Source organism: Nocardia cyriacigeorgica NBRC 100375 (genome assembly GCF_000308555.1).
In the GTDB taxonomy this organism is placed as follows: Bacteria; Actinomycetota; Actinomycetes; order Mycobacteriales; family Mycobacteriaceae; genus Nocardia; species Nocardia cyriacigeorgica.
In genome coordinates, this window is record NZ_BAFY01000041.1 from 1 (window position 1) to 19,225 (window position 19,225).

A 19,225-nucleotide genomic window follows, 5' to 3' on the forward strand; every position below is an offset into this window, starting at 1 on the left:
CCATTCCGGGCGTCGGTGCGTTCGTGCTGGATTCGCGGCTGCGGCCGGTGCCCGCCGGCGTGGTCGGCGAGCTGTACCTGTCGGGTCCGGCGCTGGCCCAGGGCTATCTGGGTCGCCCCGGCCTGACCGCCGAGCGTTTCGTGGCCAGCCCCTTCGGCGCCGATACCGGCAATCCGGGCGCCCGCCTGTACCGCACCGGTGACCTGGTGCGCCGCACCGAGACCGGTGGGCCCGAGGGCGGCGTCATCGAATATCTCGGCCGCTCGGACTTCCAGGTCAAGATCCGTGGCTTCCGGATCGAACTGGGTGAGATCGACAACGCGCTCACCGCGCACCCGGATATCGACTACGCCGCGACACTGGGCAAGACGCTGCCCTCGGGCGCGACGGCGCTGGTGTCGTATGTGCTGCCGCGTGCCGGAACCAGCGTCGACACCGGCGAACTGGTCGATTTCATCGGCGAATCGCTGCCCGGCTACATGATTCCGGCATCGATCATGGTGCTGGACGAGATCCCGCTGACCCCGGTCGGCAAGCTGGACCGGGCCGCGCTGCCCGAACCGGTCTTCGCCGCACGGGCCTTCCGCGCGCCGTCGACGCCGGTGGAGGAGATCGTCGCCGACGTCTTCGCGGCGCTGCTGGTCTCGGGCGAGGACACCAGGGTCGGCGCCGATGACGACTTCTTCGAGCTCGGCGGCAACTCGCTGCTGGCCGCCCAGGCTGCCGCCCGCATCGGCGCGGCACTGGATGTGCGGGTGCCGGTGCAGCTGCTGTTCGAGGCGACCACCGTCGCCGCACTGGCCGCACGGGTGGAACAGCATTCGGGTTCGGCGGCCGGTCGCGCGCTGACCGCCGTGCAGCGCCCGGAACGGATTCCGCTGTCGTATGCCCAGCAGCGGATGTGGTTCCTCAACCGCTTCGATCCCGACAGCGCGGTCAACAACATCCCGGTCGCGGTGCGTTTGTCGGGCCGGTTGGATGTGGACGCACTGCGCGCCGCGGTGCGCGATCTGGCTGAACGGCACGAGGTGCTGCGCACCCGCTACCCGGAGGTCGACGGCGAGGGCTACCAGCTGGTGCTGCCGATCGGCGATCCGCGGGCGATCCCGGCCCTGACCGTCGAACCCGCCACCGAAGCACAGGTGCCCGAACTGGTCGCCGCCGCGGTGACCGCGGGCTTCGACGTCACCGCCGCGCCGCCGGTGCGGTTGCGGCTGCTGGTGCTCAGCGAGACCGAACATGTGCTGATCTGCGTCATCCACCACATCGCCGGTGACGGTTTCTCGATGGGGCCGCTGACCCGCGACCTGATGGCGGCCTACGTGGATCGCACGCATGGCGGCGCGCCGGAATGGCCGCCGTTGCAGGTGCAGTACGCCGATTTCGCGCTGTGGCAGCGCGAGGTGCTCGGCGCCGAGGACGATCCGGAGTCGGTGCTGGCCCAGCAGATCGACTACTGGCGCAGGGAATTGGCCGCGCTGCCCGAGCAGCTGGATCTGCCCGCGGACCGGCCGCGTCCCGCGGTGGCCTCCAACCGGGGCGCCACGCTGGCCTTCGAGATCGACGCCGACGTCCATGCAGCGCTGACTCACCTTGCGCACCAGCACAACTCGACGCTGTTCATGGTCGTGCACGCCGCGCTGGCCGCGCTGCTGGCCCGCCTGTCGGGCACCAGGGACATCGCCATCGGCACGCCCGTCGCCGGTCGTGGCGAGGCCGCGCTCGACGATCTGATCGGCATGTTCGTCAACACGCTGGTGTTGCGCACCGAGGTCGATCCGGGCGCGAGCTTCGACGAGCTGCTGGCCGCGGTCCGCCGGACCGACGTGCAGGCCTTCGGCCACGCCGACGTGCCGTTCGAGCGGCTGGTGGAGCTGCTCGACCCCGTGCGCTCGGCCTCCCGGCATCCGCTGTTCCAGGTGATGCTGACCTTCCAGAACCTCGCGCAGACCGAGCTCGAGCTGCCGGGGCTGAAGGTGGCCGGCGTGGATCTGGCGGTGCCGCTGGCCAAGTTCGACCTGCAATTGGCGCTGGTCGAGAACATCGACCGGCACGGCGCGCCGCAGGGCATGTCGGCCGCGTTCACCTACGCCACCGACCTGTTCGACGCCGCCACCGTGCAGGATTTCGCCGACCGGTTCGGCCGCATCCTGGCCGCCGCGGCCGCCGATTCGGGCGCGATCGTCGGCGATGTGGATGTGCTCGCCCCCGGTGAACGCGACCTGGTGCTGCACGAATGGAACACCCCCGGCGTCTCGATTCCCGAAGTCACGCTGGTCGACCTGATCCAGGCGCAGGCGCGCAGGCGCCCGGACGCCGACGCCATCCGTTACCACGGCACCACCCTCGGTTTCGGCGAGTTGCAACGCCGCGCCAACCGGGTGGCGCGTGCGCTGATCGCGCAGGGCGCAGGGCCGGAAACGCTGGTGGCCGTGGCTATGCCGCGCACCGAGCAGCTGCCGGTCGCGCTGCTGGGCGTGCTCACCGCCGGCGCGGGCTATCTGCCGATCGACACCAGCTACCCCGCGCAGCGGCTGGAGTTCATGCTCGGTGACGCGCGGCCGATCTGCATCCTGACCACCGCCGCCGAACTGGATTCGGTTCCGGCGGGCGATATTCCGGTCGTGCTGGTCGAGGACACCGACCGTTTCCCCGACGCCCCGGTCACCGATGCCGAACGGATCGCGCCACTGCGCCCGGACAACCTGGCCTACGTCATCTACACCTCCGGTTCCACCGGTGTGCCCAAGGGCGTCGGCGTCGCGCACCGCAATGTGGTGGAGCTGTTCGCGAACACCCAGCTGATGTTCGAGTTCGACGAATCCGACGTGTGGACGCTGTTCCACTCCTACGCCTTCGACTTCTCGGTGTGGGAGCTGTGGTGCGCGCTGGCCAACGGCGGTGCGGTCGTCGTGGTCGACTACCTGACCTCGCGTTCGCCGGAACAGTTCCGCGAGTTGCTGATTCGCGAACAGGTGACGGTGCTCAACCAGACGCCGTCGGCGTTCTATCAGCTGGCCGAGGCCGATCGCGCGGTCCATCCCGACGACGAGGGCAAGTTCGCGCTGCGCTATGTGATCTTCGGCGGTGAAGCTCTCGACCTGCGGCAACTGCGCCGCTGGTACGAGCGGCACGGCGGTCACGACTCCGCCGAGAACAGCTCGCCGTGGCTGGTGAACATGTACGGCATCACCGAGACCACGGTGCACGTGTCGTTCCTGTCGGTGGACGAACAGCTGGTGGACAACCCGGCCAGCGTCATCGGCCGGGCGCTGCCCGGCCTGGACGCCGTCGTCCTCGACGACCGCCTGCATCCGGCACCGGTCGGCGTCGCGGGTGAGATCTACGTGGCCGGCGCGCAGCTCTCGCGCGGGTACCTCGGGCGGCCGGGATTGGCGGCGACCAGGTTCGTCGCCAACCCGTTCGGCGCACCGGGCTCGCGGATGTACCGCACCGGCGATATCGGCCGCTGGGTCGGTTTCGGCGGCCGCGCCAATCTCGAGTACGCCGGCCGCAGCGACCAGCAGGTGCAGCTGCGCGGTTTCCGCATCGAGCTCGGTGAGATCGAAGCGGCCTTGCAACGGTGTGCGGGTGTCGGCCAGACCGTCGCGCTGGTGCGTTCCGACGAACACACCGGCGATCGGCTGATCGGCTACGTCGTGCCCGCGGCCGACCGTGCGCCGGGCACCGAACTCGATCCGGTCGCGCTGCGCACCGAGGTCGCCGAATTCCTCACCGGCTACATGGTTCCCGACGCCATCGTGGTGCTCGACGCACTGCCGCTGACTCCCAACGGCAAGCTCGACCGCAGGGCCCTGCCCGCACCGGAGTTCTCGTCGGGCGCGGCTTTCCGCGCGCCGGGCTCGCCGGTGGAGCAGGCCGTGGCCGAGGTATTCGCCGGGCTGCTCGGCGCCGCCGAGGTCGGCCTCGACGACGACTTCTTCGGTCTCGGCGGCAACTCGCTGCTGGCCACCCGCGCGGTGGCGCGGATCAACGAGGCGCTCGATGCCGATCTCGCCGTGCGTGAGCTGTTCGAGGCCCCGACCGTCGCCGAACTCGCGGCCCGGATCGAACCGGGCGCGGGCGGCGGCGCCGAACGCCCGCCGCTGGTGCGCGCCGAACGCGGCGACCGGGCACCGTTGTCGCTGGCCCAGCAGCGGATGTGGTTGCTCAACCAGTTCGATCCGGCCTCGCCCGCCTACAACATTCCGCTGGCGATCCGGTTGTCCGGTTCGCTGGACGTGCCCGCGCTGCGGCATGCGGTGGCCGACGTGCTGGAACGGCACGAGACACTGCGCACCCGTTACCCGGCGGCCGCCGGCAACGAGGTGGCCTATCAGGAGATCCTGCCGGTCAGCGCGGCCCTGCCGGGCGGACTGGAGACGGTGACGACCTCCGATCCGATCAGCCGGATCACCGAGATGATGTCCACCGGATTCGATGTCACCGAGCAGGTTCCGGTGCGTGCGCTGCTGCTCGGCAACGGCGCCGACGAATACCTGCTGGCGATGGTGGTGCACCATATCGCCGCGGACGGTGCGTCGATGGCGCCGCTGGCCCGCGACCTGATGACCGCGTATCTGGCGCGCCGGGGCGGCAACTCGCCGCGCTGGTCGCCGCTGGAAGTGCAGTACGCGGACTTCGCGATCTGGCAGCGCGCCGTCATCGGCACCGATGACGACGAGAACTCCATCGCCGCACGCCAGCTGGCGTACTGGCGCGAGCAACTCGACGGCCTCACCGGCGAACTGGAACTGCCGCTGGACCGGCCGCGCCCGGCGATCCCGTCGATGCGCGGCGCCTCGACCGGATTCGCGCTGTCCCCCGAGGCGCACCAGGCGCTGACCCGAATTGCGCGCGAGCACAATTCCACGCTGTTCATGGTGGTGCACGCGGCGCTCGCGGTGCTGCTGTCGCGGCTGTCGGGTGAATCGGACGTGGCCGTCGGTACGCCGATCGCCGGGCGCGGCGAACGCGCGCTCGACGATCTGGTCGGCATGTTCGTCAACACGCTCACGCTGCGCACCAGGGTCGACGGCGGTGACAGCTTCGCCGCGCTGGTCGATCAGGCCAGGGAGACCGATCTGGCGGCGTTCGCGAACTCCGACATCCCGTTCGAACGGGTCGCCGAGGTGGTCGCACCCGGCCGGGCGACCGCGCACAACCCGCTGTTCGGCACGGTGCTGTCGTTCCAGAACAACGAACAGCCCAGCCTGGAACTGCCGGGTCTGACGGTGACCGCGCTCGATGCGGGTGCCATCGCCGCGAAGTTCGATCTCCAGGTCAATGTCGACCCGCGGCACGAGGCCGACGGCACCCCCGGTGAGCTGATCACCGTGCTGACCTACGCCACCGACCTGTTCGACGAGTCGACCGCGCAGTCGTTCGGCCGCCGTTTCGAACGCATCCTGACCGCGGTGGCATCCGATCCCCGGATGCGCATTGCCGATATCGACATTCTCGATGCCGCCGAACGCGAGCGGATGACGGCGGCTCCGGCCCCGAAGCCGGTGCAGGCCGAGGTCGCCCCGACGGCGGGCACCGCGCTGAGCCAGACCCTGGCCGCCACCGTCGAGGACGATCCGGACGGTCCCGCGGTCGTCTCCGGCTCGGACGCGTTCACCTACCAGGAGCTCGACGCGAAGTCTTCCCGGCTGGCCCGGGTACTCATCGCCCGTGGCAGCGGCCCCGGCGCGGGTGTCGCCGTGCGGCTGGATCGCGGCGTGGACGCGGTGGTCGTCACCTGGGCGGTGCTCAAGGCCGGTGCCGCGGTGGTGCCGTTCGACGGGATCGGCGCGGCGACCGCGGCCGGTCTCGAGGTCAAGGTGGGCATCACCGCCGGCGGTGCGCAGGCGGTGGCCGGGATCGACTGGCTGGTGCTCGACGACGCCTCGGTGGGCGCGGAGATCGCCGCGGAATCACCACGGCCGGTCACCTACGCCCACCGCACCCGGGCGCTGCGCGGTGCCGATCTCGCCTATGCGGGCGCGGTATCGGTGAGCTACGACGACCTCGCGGCCGCGGCCGCCCGATTCGTCGCCGCCACCGAGCTGACCTTCGAATCGCGGTTGTTCCAGCACGGCGGCTCGGATTCGTTCGCGGCGGTGCTGGAAGCCGTCGCGGCGGGATCGCAGGGCGCCTCTGTGGTGCTGGTGCCCGGGACGGGCGCGCTGACCGATGAGCTGGCCGACGAGTGGGTCACCCATGTGCTGACCGACCGCGCCGGGCTCGACGTCATCGACCCGCGTCCGCTGGAGGATCTGCGTGCGGTCGTCATCGACGGCGGCGCGGCCGGGGTGTCTGCGGCATGGTCGGCGGTCGCGACTGTGCTGACGTTGGCGGATCTGTCCCGCGACTGAGCACCTTCCTGGCGACCGGTGGGCGTGTCTTCGCGCTCACCGGTCTCGGCTAACGGCGGCCGTCGGCGTCGCGCGGGTCCCCATACATACGCGCAATATCACCTGGTCATGTGACCAGTACTTGCCAGGCCTGGTGAATGCCCCATGAATTCTTGCCCCGATATTTTGGGTCGGTGCAGGTGGGCAAGGCTTGTGATAAGTGCCACAGCACATCGGTTTGGCGAATGGGCAGAAGCGCTGGAAGCCTGGCGAAGACGTGTTTCGACAGCTAGGTGGGCAGACTTTCATGATTGGCGCAGTCGGGGGGCGACTGACTCATGAGCGGCAGTCCGCGGTGATCGGTGTCAGTGGATGCCGTAGGAGCCATCGCGGATGACTCGTCCCGCTCGTGTACGGCCGACCCGTACCCGGCGGCCGAGGGTAACCACGCTTCCGCAACTGATGGCGGCCGCTGTCGAGGCCAACCCCGGTGGTCGCGCTGTTGTCTTCGCCGACGCTTCCGCAACCCGCGGGCAGCTCGACTACGCCGAACTGGACGCCAGGTCCACCAGGTTGGCCCGTGCGCTGATCGAGCGCGGGGTCGGGCCGGAGGATCTGGTCGCCGTCGGCATCCCGCGTTCCATCGAATCGGTGGTGGCGGTCTGGGCGGTGGCCAAGTCGGGTGCGGGCTTCGTGCCGATCGACCCGAACTATCCCGCCGACCGCGTCCAGCACATGGTCAAGGATTCCGGTGTGGTGACCGGCTTGACGGTGACCGCCGCCGCGGAAACCCTGCCGGGACAGGTCGATTGGCTGGTCATCGACGACGAGGCCGGTGCACGGCTGCGTGAGCAGTACTCCGCCGAACCGATCACCTTCGCCGACCGGGTGCGTCAACTGCGCGCCGATCATCCCGCTTACGTCATCTACACCTCCGGTTCGACCGGACTGCCCAAGGGTGTGGTGGTCACCCAGGCCGGGCTGTCGAGTTTCTGCGACGAGCAGCGCGAACGGTATCGGCTGACGCCGGATTCGCGGACCCTGCATTTCGCCTCGCCCTCCTTCGACGCCTCGGTGCTCGAACTGCTGCTCGCACTCGGTGGCGCGGGGACCATGGTGGTGGCCGCGCCGACCGTCTACGGCGGCGACGAGCTGGCGACTCTGCTGCGCCGCGAGGGCGTCACCCATGCGTTCATCACCCCGGCGGCGCTGGCCTCGGTGGATCCGTCCGGGCTCGACGAGCTGCGGGTGGTGGTGGCCGGCGGTGAGGCCTGCCCGCCGGATCTGGTGCGCCGCTGGGTGCGCCCGGTCACCGACGGCACCAGGGAATTCTTCAACGGTTACGGTCCCACCGAGACCACCATCATGACCAATATCAGTGCGCCACTGAGCCCGCAGGACACCGTCACCATCGGTGGGCCCATCCGGGCGGTCACCGAATACGTGCTCGACGAACGTCTCACGTCGGTGCCGACGGGTGTCGCGGGCGAGCTCTACATCACCGGTGCGCAATTGGCGCGCGGATACCACGAGCGGCCCGGCCTGACCGCACAGCGTTTCGTCGCCAACCCGTTCGCCGACAACGGCTCCCGGCTCTACCGCACCGGCGACCTCGTGCGCTGGACCGCCGACGGCGATCTGGAGTATCTGGGCCGCAACGATTTCCAGGTCAAGATCCGTGGGTTCCGGATCGAACTGGGTGAGATCGACGCGGTGCTCGGCAGGCACGAATCCGTCGATTTCGCCGTGACGATCGGGCATCGGCTCGATACCGGCGCCACGATTCTCGCCGCCTATGTGCACCCCGCCGACGGCGCCGAGGTCGACACGGACGCGCTGCTCGCGTTCGCGAGCAACAGCCTGCCCGCGCATATGGTGCCGACCTCGATCACGGTGCTCGACGAGATCCCGTTGACCCCGGTCGGCAAGCTGGACCGGCGCGCGCTGCCGACACCGAGGTTGCAGACCACCGCCTTCCGCGAGCCGTCCGGGTGGGCCGAACAGCTGGTGGCCGAGGTGTTCGCCGAGTTGCTCGGCACCGAGGCGCCGATCGGCGCCGACGATGATTTCTTCGAACTCGGCGGCAACTCGCTGATCGCCACCCAGGCCGCCGCGCGGCTCGGCGCCGCCGTCGACGCCAGGATCGCGGCGCGGGTGATCTTCGAGGCGCCGACCGTGGCGGCCCTGGCCGAACGCCTCGGCGCGGAGCGGGGCAGCGGTGGGCGCCGGGTGCCGACGCCGAGGCCGCGTCCGGAGCGCATTCCACTGTCGCCCGCCCAGCAGCGGATGTGGTTCCTGAACCAGTTCGACACCGCGTCCGCGGCGAACAACGTCCCGTTCGCCCTGCGCCTGACCGGTGCCCTCGACCTCGCGGCACTGCGCGCGGCCATCGCCGATGTGCTCGATCGGCACGAGAGCCTGCGCACGGTGTATCCGGCCAGTGACGGCACCGGCCATCAGGTGATCCTGCCCGTCGAGCAGGTGCTGCCGGAGCTGACCGCCGAGCCGGTGTCCCAGGACGAGGTGCCGCAGTGGCTGGCCGGCCGCGCGCTGGCCGGATTCGATGTGGCGGCCGAGGTGCCGTTGCGGATCGCGGTGGCCGAACTCGGCGCAGACGAGCACGTGCTGGCCGTGGTGGTGCACCATATCGCCGCCGACGGCACCTCGCTGGCGCCGTTGGCCACCGACCTGATGACGGCGTACCTGGCGCGGATCGCCGGTGCGGCACCGCAGTGGGAGCCGCTGCCGGTGCAGTACGCCGATTACACGCTGTGGCAGCGTGAACTGCTCGGCGACGAGGACGATCCAGGATCGCTCGCCGCTCGCCAGCTGTCGTTCTGGCGGCAGGCGCTGGCCGGCATCCCGGACCGGATCGACCTGCCCGCCGACCGGCCGCGGCCCACCCGAGCGTCCGGGCGCGGCGCGACACTGAATTTCGCCATCGACACCGACACCACGACCCGGCTCGACGGTCTGGCCGGCGACGCGGGCGCCTCGCTGTTCATGGTGGTGCACGCCGCCTTCGCCGCGCTGCTCGCGCGCCTGTCCGGTTCGGCCGACATCACCGTCGGCACCCCGGTGGCCGGGCGCGGTGAGCGCGAACTCGACGGGCTGATCGGCATGTTCGTCAACACCCTGGTGTTGCGGACCGAGATCGACCCGCGGGCGAGCTTCACCGAACTGCTCGAAGCGGTGAAGCAGACCGATCTCGCCGCCTTCGCGCACACCGAGCTGCCGTTCGAGCGGCTGGTGGAGGCACTGGATCCGGTGCGTTCGCAGGCCCATCATCCGCTGTTCCAGGTGGCGTTGTTCTTCCAGAACATGGCCGCGCCCGCGCTCGACCTGCCCGGCCTATCGGTCGAGGCGGTCGAATTCGACGACGCGGTAGCAAAATTCGACTTGCAGCTCACCATCGCGCCGATGGCCGATGGCGGGATGTCGGCCCAGTTCACCTATGCCACCGATCTGTTCGACGAGGCGTCGGTGGCCGGGTTCGCGGCCCGGCTGCGGCGCACGATGCGCGCGGTGGCCGCCGAGCCGCACCGGCCCATCGGCGATATCGACCTGCTGTCGATGGTCGAGCGGGACCGAATCCTGCACGAGTGGAACGACACCCGCAATCTGCTGACCCCGGAACTGCTGCTGGACGGCTACCGGCACGCCGTCGCCGCGCACGCCGATGCGGTGGCGCTGGTGTACGAGGGTCGCGAGCTGACCTACCGTGAATTCGACGAGCGGGTGAACCGGCTGGCCCGGCTGCTGATCGCGCAGGGTGTCGGTGCGGAATCGCTGGTCGGTCTCGCGGTGCGGCGTTCGCTGGACCTGGTGGTCGGCATGTACGCCATCGTCACCGCCGGCGGTGCGTATGTGCCGTTGGATCCGGATCATCCGGCCGAGCGGATCGCGCACATTCTGGATACGGCGCGGCCCGTCGCTGTCATCACGACCACCCGCGATGCGGTCGACGTGCCTGCCGGGATTCCGGTGCTGCGCATCGATGCCGTCGATTTGGAGCGCTACGCCGCGACGCCGATCCGGTCGAGCGAGTTGCTGCGCCCGGTGCGCCCCGAGCATCCGGCCTACGTCATCTTCACCTCCGGCTCCACCGGGCGCCCGAAGGGTGTGGCGGTCACCCACGCCGCTATCAACAACCAGATCGAGTGGATGCTGACCGCGTACCCGCTCGGTCCCGACGACGTGTACCTGCAGAAGACCGCGACGACGTTCGACGTGTCGCTGTGGGGCTTCTTCATGCCGTTGCGCGCCGGCGCCAAGCTCGTCATCGCGACGCCGGACGGACACCGCGACCCCGTTTACGTGGCCGAAACCATTGCCGCGCAACGGGTGACGGTCACCGATTTCGTGCCGTCGATGCTGACGGTGTTCGCCGCGCACACTCGGCCGGGTTCGGTGCCGACGCTGCGTGAGGTGTTCGTCATCGGTGAGGCGCTGCCGCCGGAAACCGTTGCCGCCGTGCGCGCGGTCTCCGACGCCGCTGTGCACAACCTGTACGGCCCCACCGAGGCCGCCGTTTCGGTGACCTACTGGCAAGCCGACGACGCCGAGCAGCGGTCGGTGCCGATCGGGCTGCCGCAGTGGAATACCCGGGTGTACGTGCTGGATTCGCGATTGCGTCCGGTCCCGCCGGGTGTCGCCGGTGAGTTGTATCTGGCCGGTGATCAGTTGGCGCGCGGCTATGTGCGCCGCCCGGACATGACCGCGGATCGCTTCGTGGCCAACCCGTTCGGCACCGGCGAACGCATGTACCGCACCGGCGACCTCGTGGTGTGGCGCGGGCACGGCGACGAAGCGGTGCTCGACTATCTCGGCCGCACCGACTTCCAGGTGAAGTTCCGTGGTCAGCGGATCGAGCTGGGGGAGATCGAGACCGCGCTGCTGGCGCAGCCGTCGGTGAGCCAGGCGGTGGCGCTGGTGGCGGCTACGGCGGTGGGCGATCAGCTGGTGGGATACGTCGTTCCCGCGCCGGGGCACGGCGTCGACCAGAACGCGCTGCTCGCAGCCGTGGGCGAGACCCTGCCCGCGTACATGGTGCCGGCGACCATCGTCGCGCTGGACGAGTTCCCGCTGAACCCGAGCGGCAAGCTGGACCGGAAAGCCCTGCCGGAACCACGGTTCGAATCCCGTGCCTTCCGTGCGCCGTCCACGCCGGTCGAGGAAATCGTGGCCGGAGTGTTCGCCGAGGTGCTCGGTGCCGGCCGCGTCGGCGTCGATGACGACTTCTTCGCACTCGGCGGCAATTCGCTGATCGCCACCCAGGCGGTCTCCAGGCTCGGTGCGGCGCTCGATGTGCGGGTGCCGGTGCGGGTGCTGTTCGAGACGCCGACGGTCGGTGCGCTCGCGGCCGCGGTGGAATCGCAGACCCACGGTCGTCGCACGGTCGATTTGGGCAGCATCCCGCGCCCGCCGCAGCTGCCGTTGTCGCTGGCGCAGCGGCGCATGTGGTTCCTCAACCGCTTCGACCAGGACGCCGCGGTCGGCTCCTCGGCCTACAACCTGCCCTTCGCGCTCCGGTTGACCGGCGCACTCGATGTCGACGCGCTCGGCGCGGCGCTGGCGGATGTGGTGGCCCGGCACGAGGTGCTGCGGACCGTCTACCCCGAGACGCCGGACGGGCCGGTGCAGGTGATCTTGCCGCCCGGTGAGGGCGCGCCGGTGCTGCGCGTACGTTCGGTGCCCGAGGCGGAGGTGCCCGGCGCGGTCTATGCGCTGGCTTCGACGCCGTTCGACGTCACGGATGAAGTGCCGCTGCGGGCCGTGCTGTTGCGGGTACGCGAAACGGACGCAGTGGACCGGACGGCCGCTGACGAGGTTTCCGACAGTGCCGGAACGACGGCTGCCGGAGCCGGTGAGCCGGCCGCCGGCGGGTCGACCGGGGCGGAGCCGGGCACCTACGTGCTCGCTGTCGTCGTTCACCACATCGCCGGTGACGCCTCCTCCATGGCGCCGCTGGTGCGTGACGTCATGATCGCCTACGCCGCGCGCGCGGCGGGGGTGGCGCCCGAATGGGAGCCGCTGCGGGTGCAGTACGCGGACTACGCACTGTGGCAGCGCGAGGTGCTCGGCGCCGAAGACGACGCGAATTCCGTTGCCGCCCAGCAGATCGCGTTCTGGCGCGAGCACTTGGCCGGCTTGCCCGATGTGCTCGACCTGCCCACCGACCGCCCGCGTCCGGCGATCGCGTCGATGGCGGGCGGCAAGGTGCCCGTCACTATCGACGCCGAAACTCATGCCGGGCTGGCCGCCTTGGCGCGCGAGCACAACGCGACGTTGTTCATGGTGGTGCACACGGCCTTCGCGGTGCTGCTGGCACGGCTGTCGGGGTCCGGAGATATCGCCATCGGCACCCCGGTGGCCGGGCGTGGTGAACGCGAACTCGACGATCTGATCGGCATGTTCGTCAACACCGTCGTCTTCCGCACCCGCCTCGACGGCGGCGAATCCTTCGCCGACCTGCTGACCCGTCAGCGCGATGCCGACCTGCACGCATTCGCCCACGCAGACATCCCGTTCGAGCGCTTGGTCGAGGTACTCAACCCGCCGCGCTCGACGGCGCACCACCCGCTGTTCCAGGTCGGCCTGTCGTTCCAGAACGTGGCCCGCGCGGAACTCGAACTGCCCGGCCTCACGGTGAGCGGTGTGGACGCCGATCTCGATGTGTCGCAGTTCGATCTGCACCTGATCGTCGGCGACAGCTACGACGAATCCGGTACGCCACAGGGAATCGGCGGCTTCTTCACCTACGCCACCGACCTGTTCGACGAGGCGACTGTGCGCGGCTTCGCCGACCGGCTCGGTCGGGTGCTCGCGGCCGTGGTCGCCCGACCGGACGCGGTGGTGGGGGAGATCGAGCTGCTCGACGCCGTGGAGCGCGAGCAGGTGACGCGCTGGTGGAACGCTACCGATCACTCGCTCGCCGACGAGACTCCGACGCTGGCATCGATCCTGGATGCGGCCGTCACCGCCGAGCCCGATCGCGTGGCGGTTGTCGCTGACCGGTCGTCGGTCCACACCCTCTCGCCGGACCGCGCGGGTGCGTCGGCTGGTTCGGAGGGTGCGGCAGAAACCTCGCCGAACAGTGCGGATTCGGCTCGCTCCGAGGTCGGCGGCGAACCGGCCGAGCCCGCCTCCGGCGTCGCGACTCTGACCTACCGCGAACTCGACGAGCGCGTGAACCGGCTCGCCCGCTACCTCATCGAGCGGGGCGTCGGCCCGGAGGAGCGGGTGGCGTTGGCACTGCGCCGGTCGATCGACCTCGTCGTGGCCATGTACGCCGTGTCCCGCGCGGGCGGCGCATACGTGCCGGTCGATCCGGATCAGCCCGCCGAGCGGACGAACTACATCCTGGCCACGGCCGAACCGGTGTGTGTGCTGACGAACGCGGAGGCCGGATTCGATTCCGTCGCCTCGGTGATTTCGCTCGACGAGGTCGAGCTGGCCGGGTTCAGCGCCGCGCCGGTCACCGATCGGGACCGGCTCGCCGCGCTGCGTCCGGAGCACACCGCGTACGTCATCTTCACCTCCGGCTCCACCGGCCGCCCGAAGGGTGTGGCCGTCTCGCACCGCGCGATCGTCAACCAATTGCGGTGGAAGACCGCCGAATTCGGGCTTACCGCCGACGACGCCGTGCTGCTGAAGACCGCGGCGACCTTCGACCTGTCGGTCTGGGAGTTCTGGTCCGCCGCCGCCTGCGCGGGACGCCTGGTGATCGCGGCACCCGACGGTCACCGCGACCCCGCGTACCTGGCCGAGCTCATGGCCGAGCAGCGGGTGAGCACCCTGCACGCGGTGCCGTCCATGCTCGACGCCCTGGTGACCGCCGGTCTGCCCGATTCGCTGCGCCGCGTGCTCGCCATCGGTGAGGCACTGCCCGCCGCCCTTGCGCAGCGCGTGCTGCGTGAGCGCCCGGCCGTCGAGCTGTTCAATCTGTACGGCCCGACCGAGGCCGCGGTGTCCATCACCGCGCACCGCGTCACCCTCGCCGACCAGGTCTCGGTGCCGATCGGCGCGCCCGAATGGAACAGCCGCGGCTACGTCCTGGACGCACGCCTGCGCCCGGTGCCGCCCGGCGTCACTGGTGAGCTGTACCTCGCGGGCACCCAACTCGCGCGCGCCTACGTCGCCCGCCCGGACCTGACCGCGGAGCGTTTCGTCGCCAATCCCTTCGAGCCCGCCGCGCGCATGTACCGCACCGGCGACCTGGCCGCGTGGACCGGCGACGGCGAGCTGGAGTACCGGGGCCGCACCGACTTCCAGGTGAAGATCCGCGGCTTCCGGATCGAACTGGGCGAGATCGAAGCGGCGCTGCTGGAGCTGCCGGGCGTCGCTCAGGCCGCGGTCGTCGCGAAATCCGAGGCCCGGACCGGCGACCGGTTGGTGGCCTACCTGGTGCCGGATTCGGACGCCGACGACTCCCGCCATCGCGCGCACGGATCCACGTCCACCGCAGTGGACGTTTCAGCGGTGAAATCAGCGCTCGCGGCTGCATTGCCGTCCTACATGGTTCCATCCGTCTTCGTGGTGCTGGATGCCCTGCCGCTCACCGTCAACGGCAAGCTGGACCGGAAAGCCCTGCCGGAGCCGGAGTTCGAGGCGCGGGAGTTCCGTGCGCCGTCGACTGCGACCGAAGAGATCGTGGCCGGTGTGTTCGCCGATGTCCTCGGCGCGGAGCAGGTCGGCGCCGACGACGACTTCTTCGCGCTCGGCGGTAATTCGTTGCTGGCCACGCAGGTAGCGGCCCGACTCGGCGCGGCGCTGGACACCAGGGTGCCGGTGCGCGCACTGTTCGAGGCCGCCACCGTCGCCGGGCTCGCGGCGAATCTGGCGCAGTACGCAGGCTCGGGCCGCCGCGCGCTCACCCCGATGCCGCGCCCGGAGCACCTTCCGTTGTCGCCGGCGCAGCAGCGGATGTGGTTCCTCAACCAGTTCGACACCTCGTCGTCGGTCTATAACATCCCGGCCGCCATCCGGTTGACCGGAGCGCTGGACACCGAGGCGCTGGCCGCGGCGATCACCGATCTGGTGGCCAGGCACGAAATCCTGTGCACCACCTACCCGCAGACCGACGACGGCCCGATCCAGGCCGTGGCCGACGCCGCACCGGTGACCCTCACCATCCGGACCGTCGCCGAATCCGGGATCGCGGAGGCGGTGCGCGAGGTGGCCGCGGCCGGATTCGACGTGACACGCGAACTCCCGTTCCGCACCGCGCTGCTGCGCATCACGTCCACCGATCATGTGCTGGTTTTCGTCGCTCACCACATCAGTGCCGACGGCTGGTCCATGGGACCGCTCACCCGCGATCTGATGCTGGCCTACACCGCGCGCAGCGGCGGCAGCGAACCGCAGTGGACGCCGCTGCCGGTGCAGTATGCCGACTACAGCCTGTGGCAGCGCGAGATCCTCGGCGACGAAGCCGATCCGGACAGCCTCATCGCCACCCAGACCGAGTACTGGCGCACAGCGCTGGCCGGGCTGCCGGAAGAACTGCCGCTGCCCGCGGATCGTCCTCGCCCTGCCGTGGCGTCCTATCGCGGCGAGACCTTCGCCGTCGATCTCGACGCCGAATTGCACGCCGCGTTGGAACGCGTTGCCGCCGCACACGACGCGACGCTGTTCATGGTCGTGCACGCCGCGCTCGCGGTGCTGCTGGCGCGGTTGTCCGGTACCAGCGATATCGCCGTCGGCACGCCGGTCGCCGGTCGCGGCGAAGCCGAACTCGACGAGCTGATCGGCATGTTCGTCAATACCCTCGTGCTGCGCACCGAGGTCGATTCGGGCGCCGGTTTCGACGCCGTGCTGCGCGAAGTCCGTGGCACCGATGTGGCGGCCTTCGGCCACGCCGACGTCCCGTTCGAGCGGCTGGTTGAACTGCTGGAACCGGTGCGCTCGACGGCCAGGCACCCGCTGTTCCAGGTCATGCTGACCTTCCAGAACCTCGGCCGCACCGAGCTCGCGCTGCCCGGCCTCACCGTGTCGGCGGTCGATCTCGACGTCGCTGTCGCCAAGTTCGACCTCCAGGTCACCATGGCCGAGCGGCCGGACGGTTCGGGGATGAGCGCGGTGTTCACCTACGCCACCGACCTGTTCGACGCCGCGACGGTGCGCTCGTTCGCCGATCGTTTCCAGCGCATCTTGACCGCCGTCGCCGCCGACGCGAGCACCGTCATCGGTGGGATCGACCTGCTCGCCCCCGGCGAACGCGAACGCGTGCTGCACGCCTGGAACGCCCCCGGCGCCTGGGTGCCGGGGACCACGCTGCCTGCGCTCATCGCCGAGCAGGCCTGGCGTCGCCCGGAGGCCGTTGCTATCCGCGCCGGCGCCGTCACGCTCACCTTCGCCGAACTCCAGCGGCGCGCCAACCGCGTCGCCCGCGCCCTCATCGCACGAGGCGCAGGCCCGGAAACGCTGGTGGCGGTGGCCGTCGAGCGCACCGAGGACCTGCCGGTCGCGCTGCTCGGCGTGCTCGCCACCGGCGCGGCCTACCTGCCCATCGATGCCACCTATCCGGCCCAGCGGCTCGAGTTCATGCTCGACGACGCCGCCCCGGTCTGCGTGCTCACCACCGCCGCCGACCGCGACCGCGTTCCGGTGGGCGAGCGCGAGGTGGTGCTGCTCGAGGACACCGCCGTCTACTCCGATGCCCGCATCGACGACGTCGACCGCATCGCCGCGCTGCGGCCGGACAATCTCGCCTACGTCATCTACACCTCCGGTTCCACCGGTGTGCCCAAGGGCGTCGGCGTCACCCACCGCAATGTGGTGGAGCTGTTCGCCAATACCCAGCCGCTGTTCGGTTTCGGCCCCGCCGACGTGTGGACGCTGTTCCACTCCTACGCCTTCGACTTCTCGGTGTGGGAGCTGTGGTGCGCACTCACCCACGGGGGCAGCGTGGTCGTGGTCGACTACCTGACCTCGCGGTCGCCGGAACAGTTGCGCGAGTTGCTGATTCGCGAACGGGTGACGGTGCTGAACCAGACGCCGTCGGCGTTCTACCAACTGGCCGAGGCCGACCGCGACGCCGACGGCGAGCTGGCGCTGCGCTACGTGATCTTCGGCGGTGAGGCGCTGGACGCCCGCCGGCTGTCGCGCTGGTACGAACGTCATCCGATGGACGTGCCGCGCCTGGTGAACATGTACGGCATCACCGAGACCACGGTGCACGTGTCGTTCCTGTCGCTGGACGAGCACACCGCCGACCGGCCCGGCCTGATCGGGCGTGCCCTGCCCGGCCTCGACGCCAGGGTGCTCGACGATCGGCTGCACCCGGCGCCCGTCGGCGTGCCGGGCGAAATCCACATTTCGGGTGCCCAGCTCACCCGCGGCTATCTGGGCCGCCCCGGCTTGACCGCCACCAGGTTCGTGGCAGATCCGTTCGGTGCCCCCGGCTCGCGGATGTACCGCACCGGCGACGTCGGCCGCTGGCGTGACGCACCGGCCTCGCTCGAGTACGCGGGCCGCAGCGATCAACAGGTCCAGCTGCGCGGTTTCCGGATCGAACTCGGCGAGATCGAGGCCGCACTGCTGCGCTGCCCCGGCGTCGGCCACGCCGTCGCCATGGTTCGCACCGATGCGGTCGCGGGCGAGCGGCTCATCGGCTACGTCGTCCCGGCCGCCGACGCCGCCCTCGACGCCGCTCGGCTGCGCGGTCAGGTCGGTGAGTTCCTCACCGGCTATATGGTTCCGGATGCCTTCGTGGTGCTCGACGCGCTGCCACTGACCCCGAACGGCAAGCTCGACCGCCGCGCCCTGCCGGAACCGGAGTTCACCGGCGCGGCTGCCTTCCGCGCACCGGAGACCGAGCTGGAGCGGACGGTCGCGGAGGTGTTCGCCGACCTGACCGGCGCCACTCGCGTCGGGCTCGACGACGACTTCTTCGCCCTCGGTGGCAATTCGCTGCTGGCCACCCGCGCGGTGGCACGACTGCGCGCGGCGACGGGTGTGCCGGTGGCGGTGCAGTGGTTGTTCACCGACGCCACCGTCGCCGGCCTGGCCACCCGGCTGCATGCCCCCGCAGCGGAACTCGACGCGGGCGCCGCCCTCGATGTGCTGCTGCCGCTGCGCGCCGAAGGCGAGGCCGAGCCGCTGTTCTGTGTGCACCCGATGTACGGGTTGGCCTGGTCCTATGCCGGGCTCGCCGGGCACATGCCGGACGGGGTGCCGCTGTACGGCTTGCAGTCGCCCGCGCTGTCGGGCGAGGGCGAACTGCCCGAGACGCTGGCCGAACTCGCGCATCGTTATCTGACCGAGATCCGAACGGTCCAGCCGCACGGCCCGTATCGGCTGCTCGGCTGGTCGCTCGGCGGCGTGCTGGCCCATGCCATCGCCACCGAACTCCAGGCCGCGGGCGAGCAGGTGAGCCTGCTGGCCATGCTGGACAGCCATCCCGATCCCGATGTGGCCGGATTCCGGGCCGCGGTGCGTGAGGCCCTGTCCGAACTGGGCCTCGGCACCGATGTGCTCGGCGACGGCGACGATATCTACGACCTGTCCGACGAGGCCTTGGCCACACTGCACGCGATGATCCCGTCCGAACTGCTCGCCCTCACCCCCGAGCGGCTGCGGCGGGTCTATCGCGGCGCGGTGCGCTCGGCGGAGTTGATCTCCGGGTACCGGCCGGGCGTCTTCGACGGCACAGTCGAATACTTCAGCGCCTCGGTCCCGCATCCGCGCCAGCTCACCGGGGGCCCGCGAGCCGCGGATTGGCAGCGTTATGTCTCGGGATCGGTGGTGGATCATCCGGTTCCGGTGAACCACGATCAGATGACCGCACCCGCCGCGCTCGAAGTGATCGGCCCGCGCCTGGCCGCCCTGCTCGATCCCGCGGACTGACCGGACGTGGCCGTGACCGCCCGCTGCTTGCGCGGGCG

The 19,225-nt window shown here is 70.3% G+C and carries 2 protein-coding genes; both read left to right on the top strand.

Going from position 1 to position 19,225, the window contains the following annotated elements; all coding sequences use genetic code 11:
- The coding region (locus tag RJ05_RS03755) for a non-ribosomal peptide synthetase (RefSeq protein ID WP_036533159.1) at positions 1-6,359 on the top strand (6,359 nt) is incomplete at its 5' end.
- 438 nt (positions 6,360-6,797) lie between these two features.
- Complete coding sequence (locus RJ05_RS03760) at positions 6,798-19,187, top strand: non-ribosomal peptide synthetase (RefSeq protein WP_373365050.1); 12,390 nt, start codon at positions 6,798-6,800, stop codon at positions 19,185-19,187.
- The last annotated feature ends 38 nt before the right edge of the window (positions 19,188-19,225 follow it).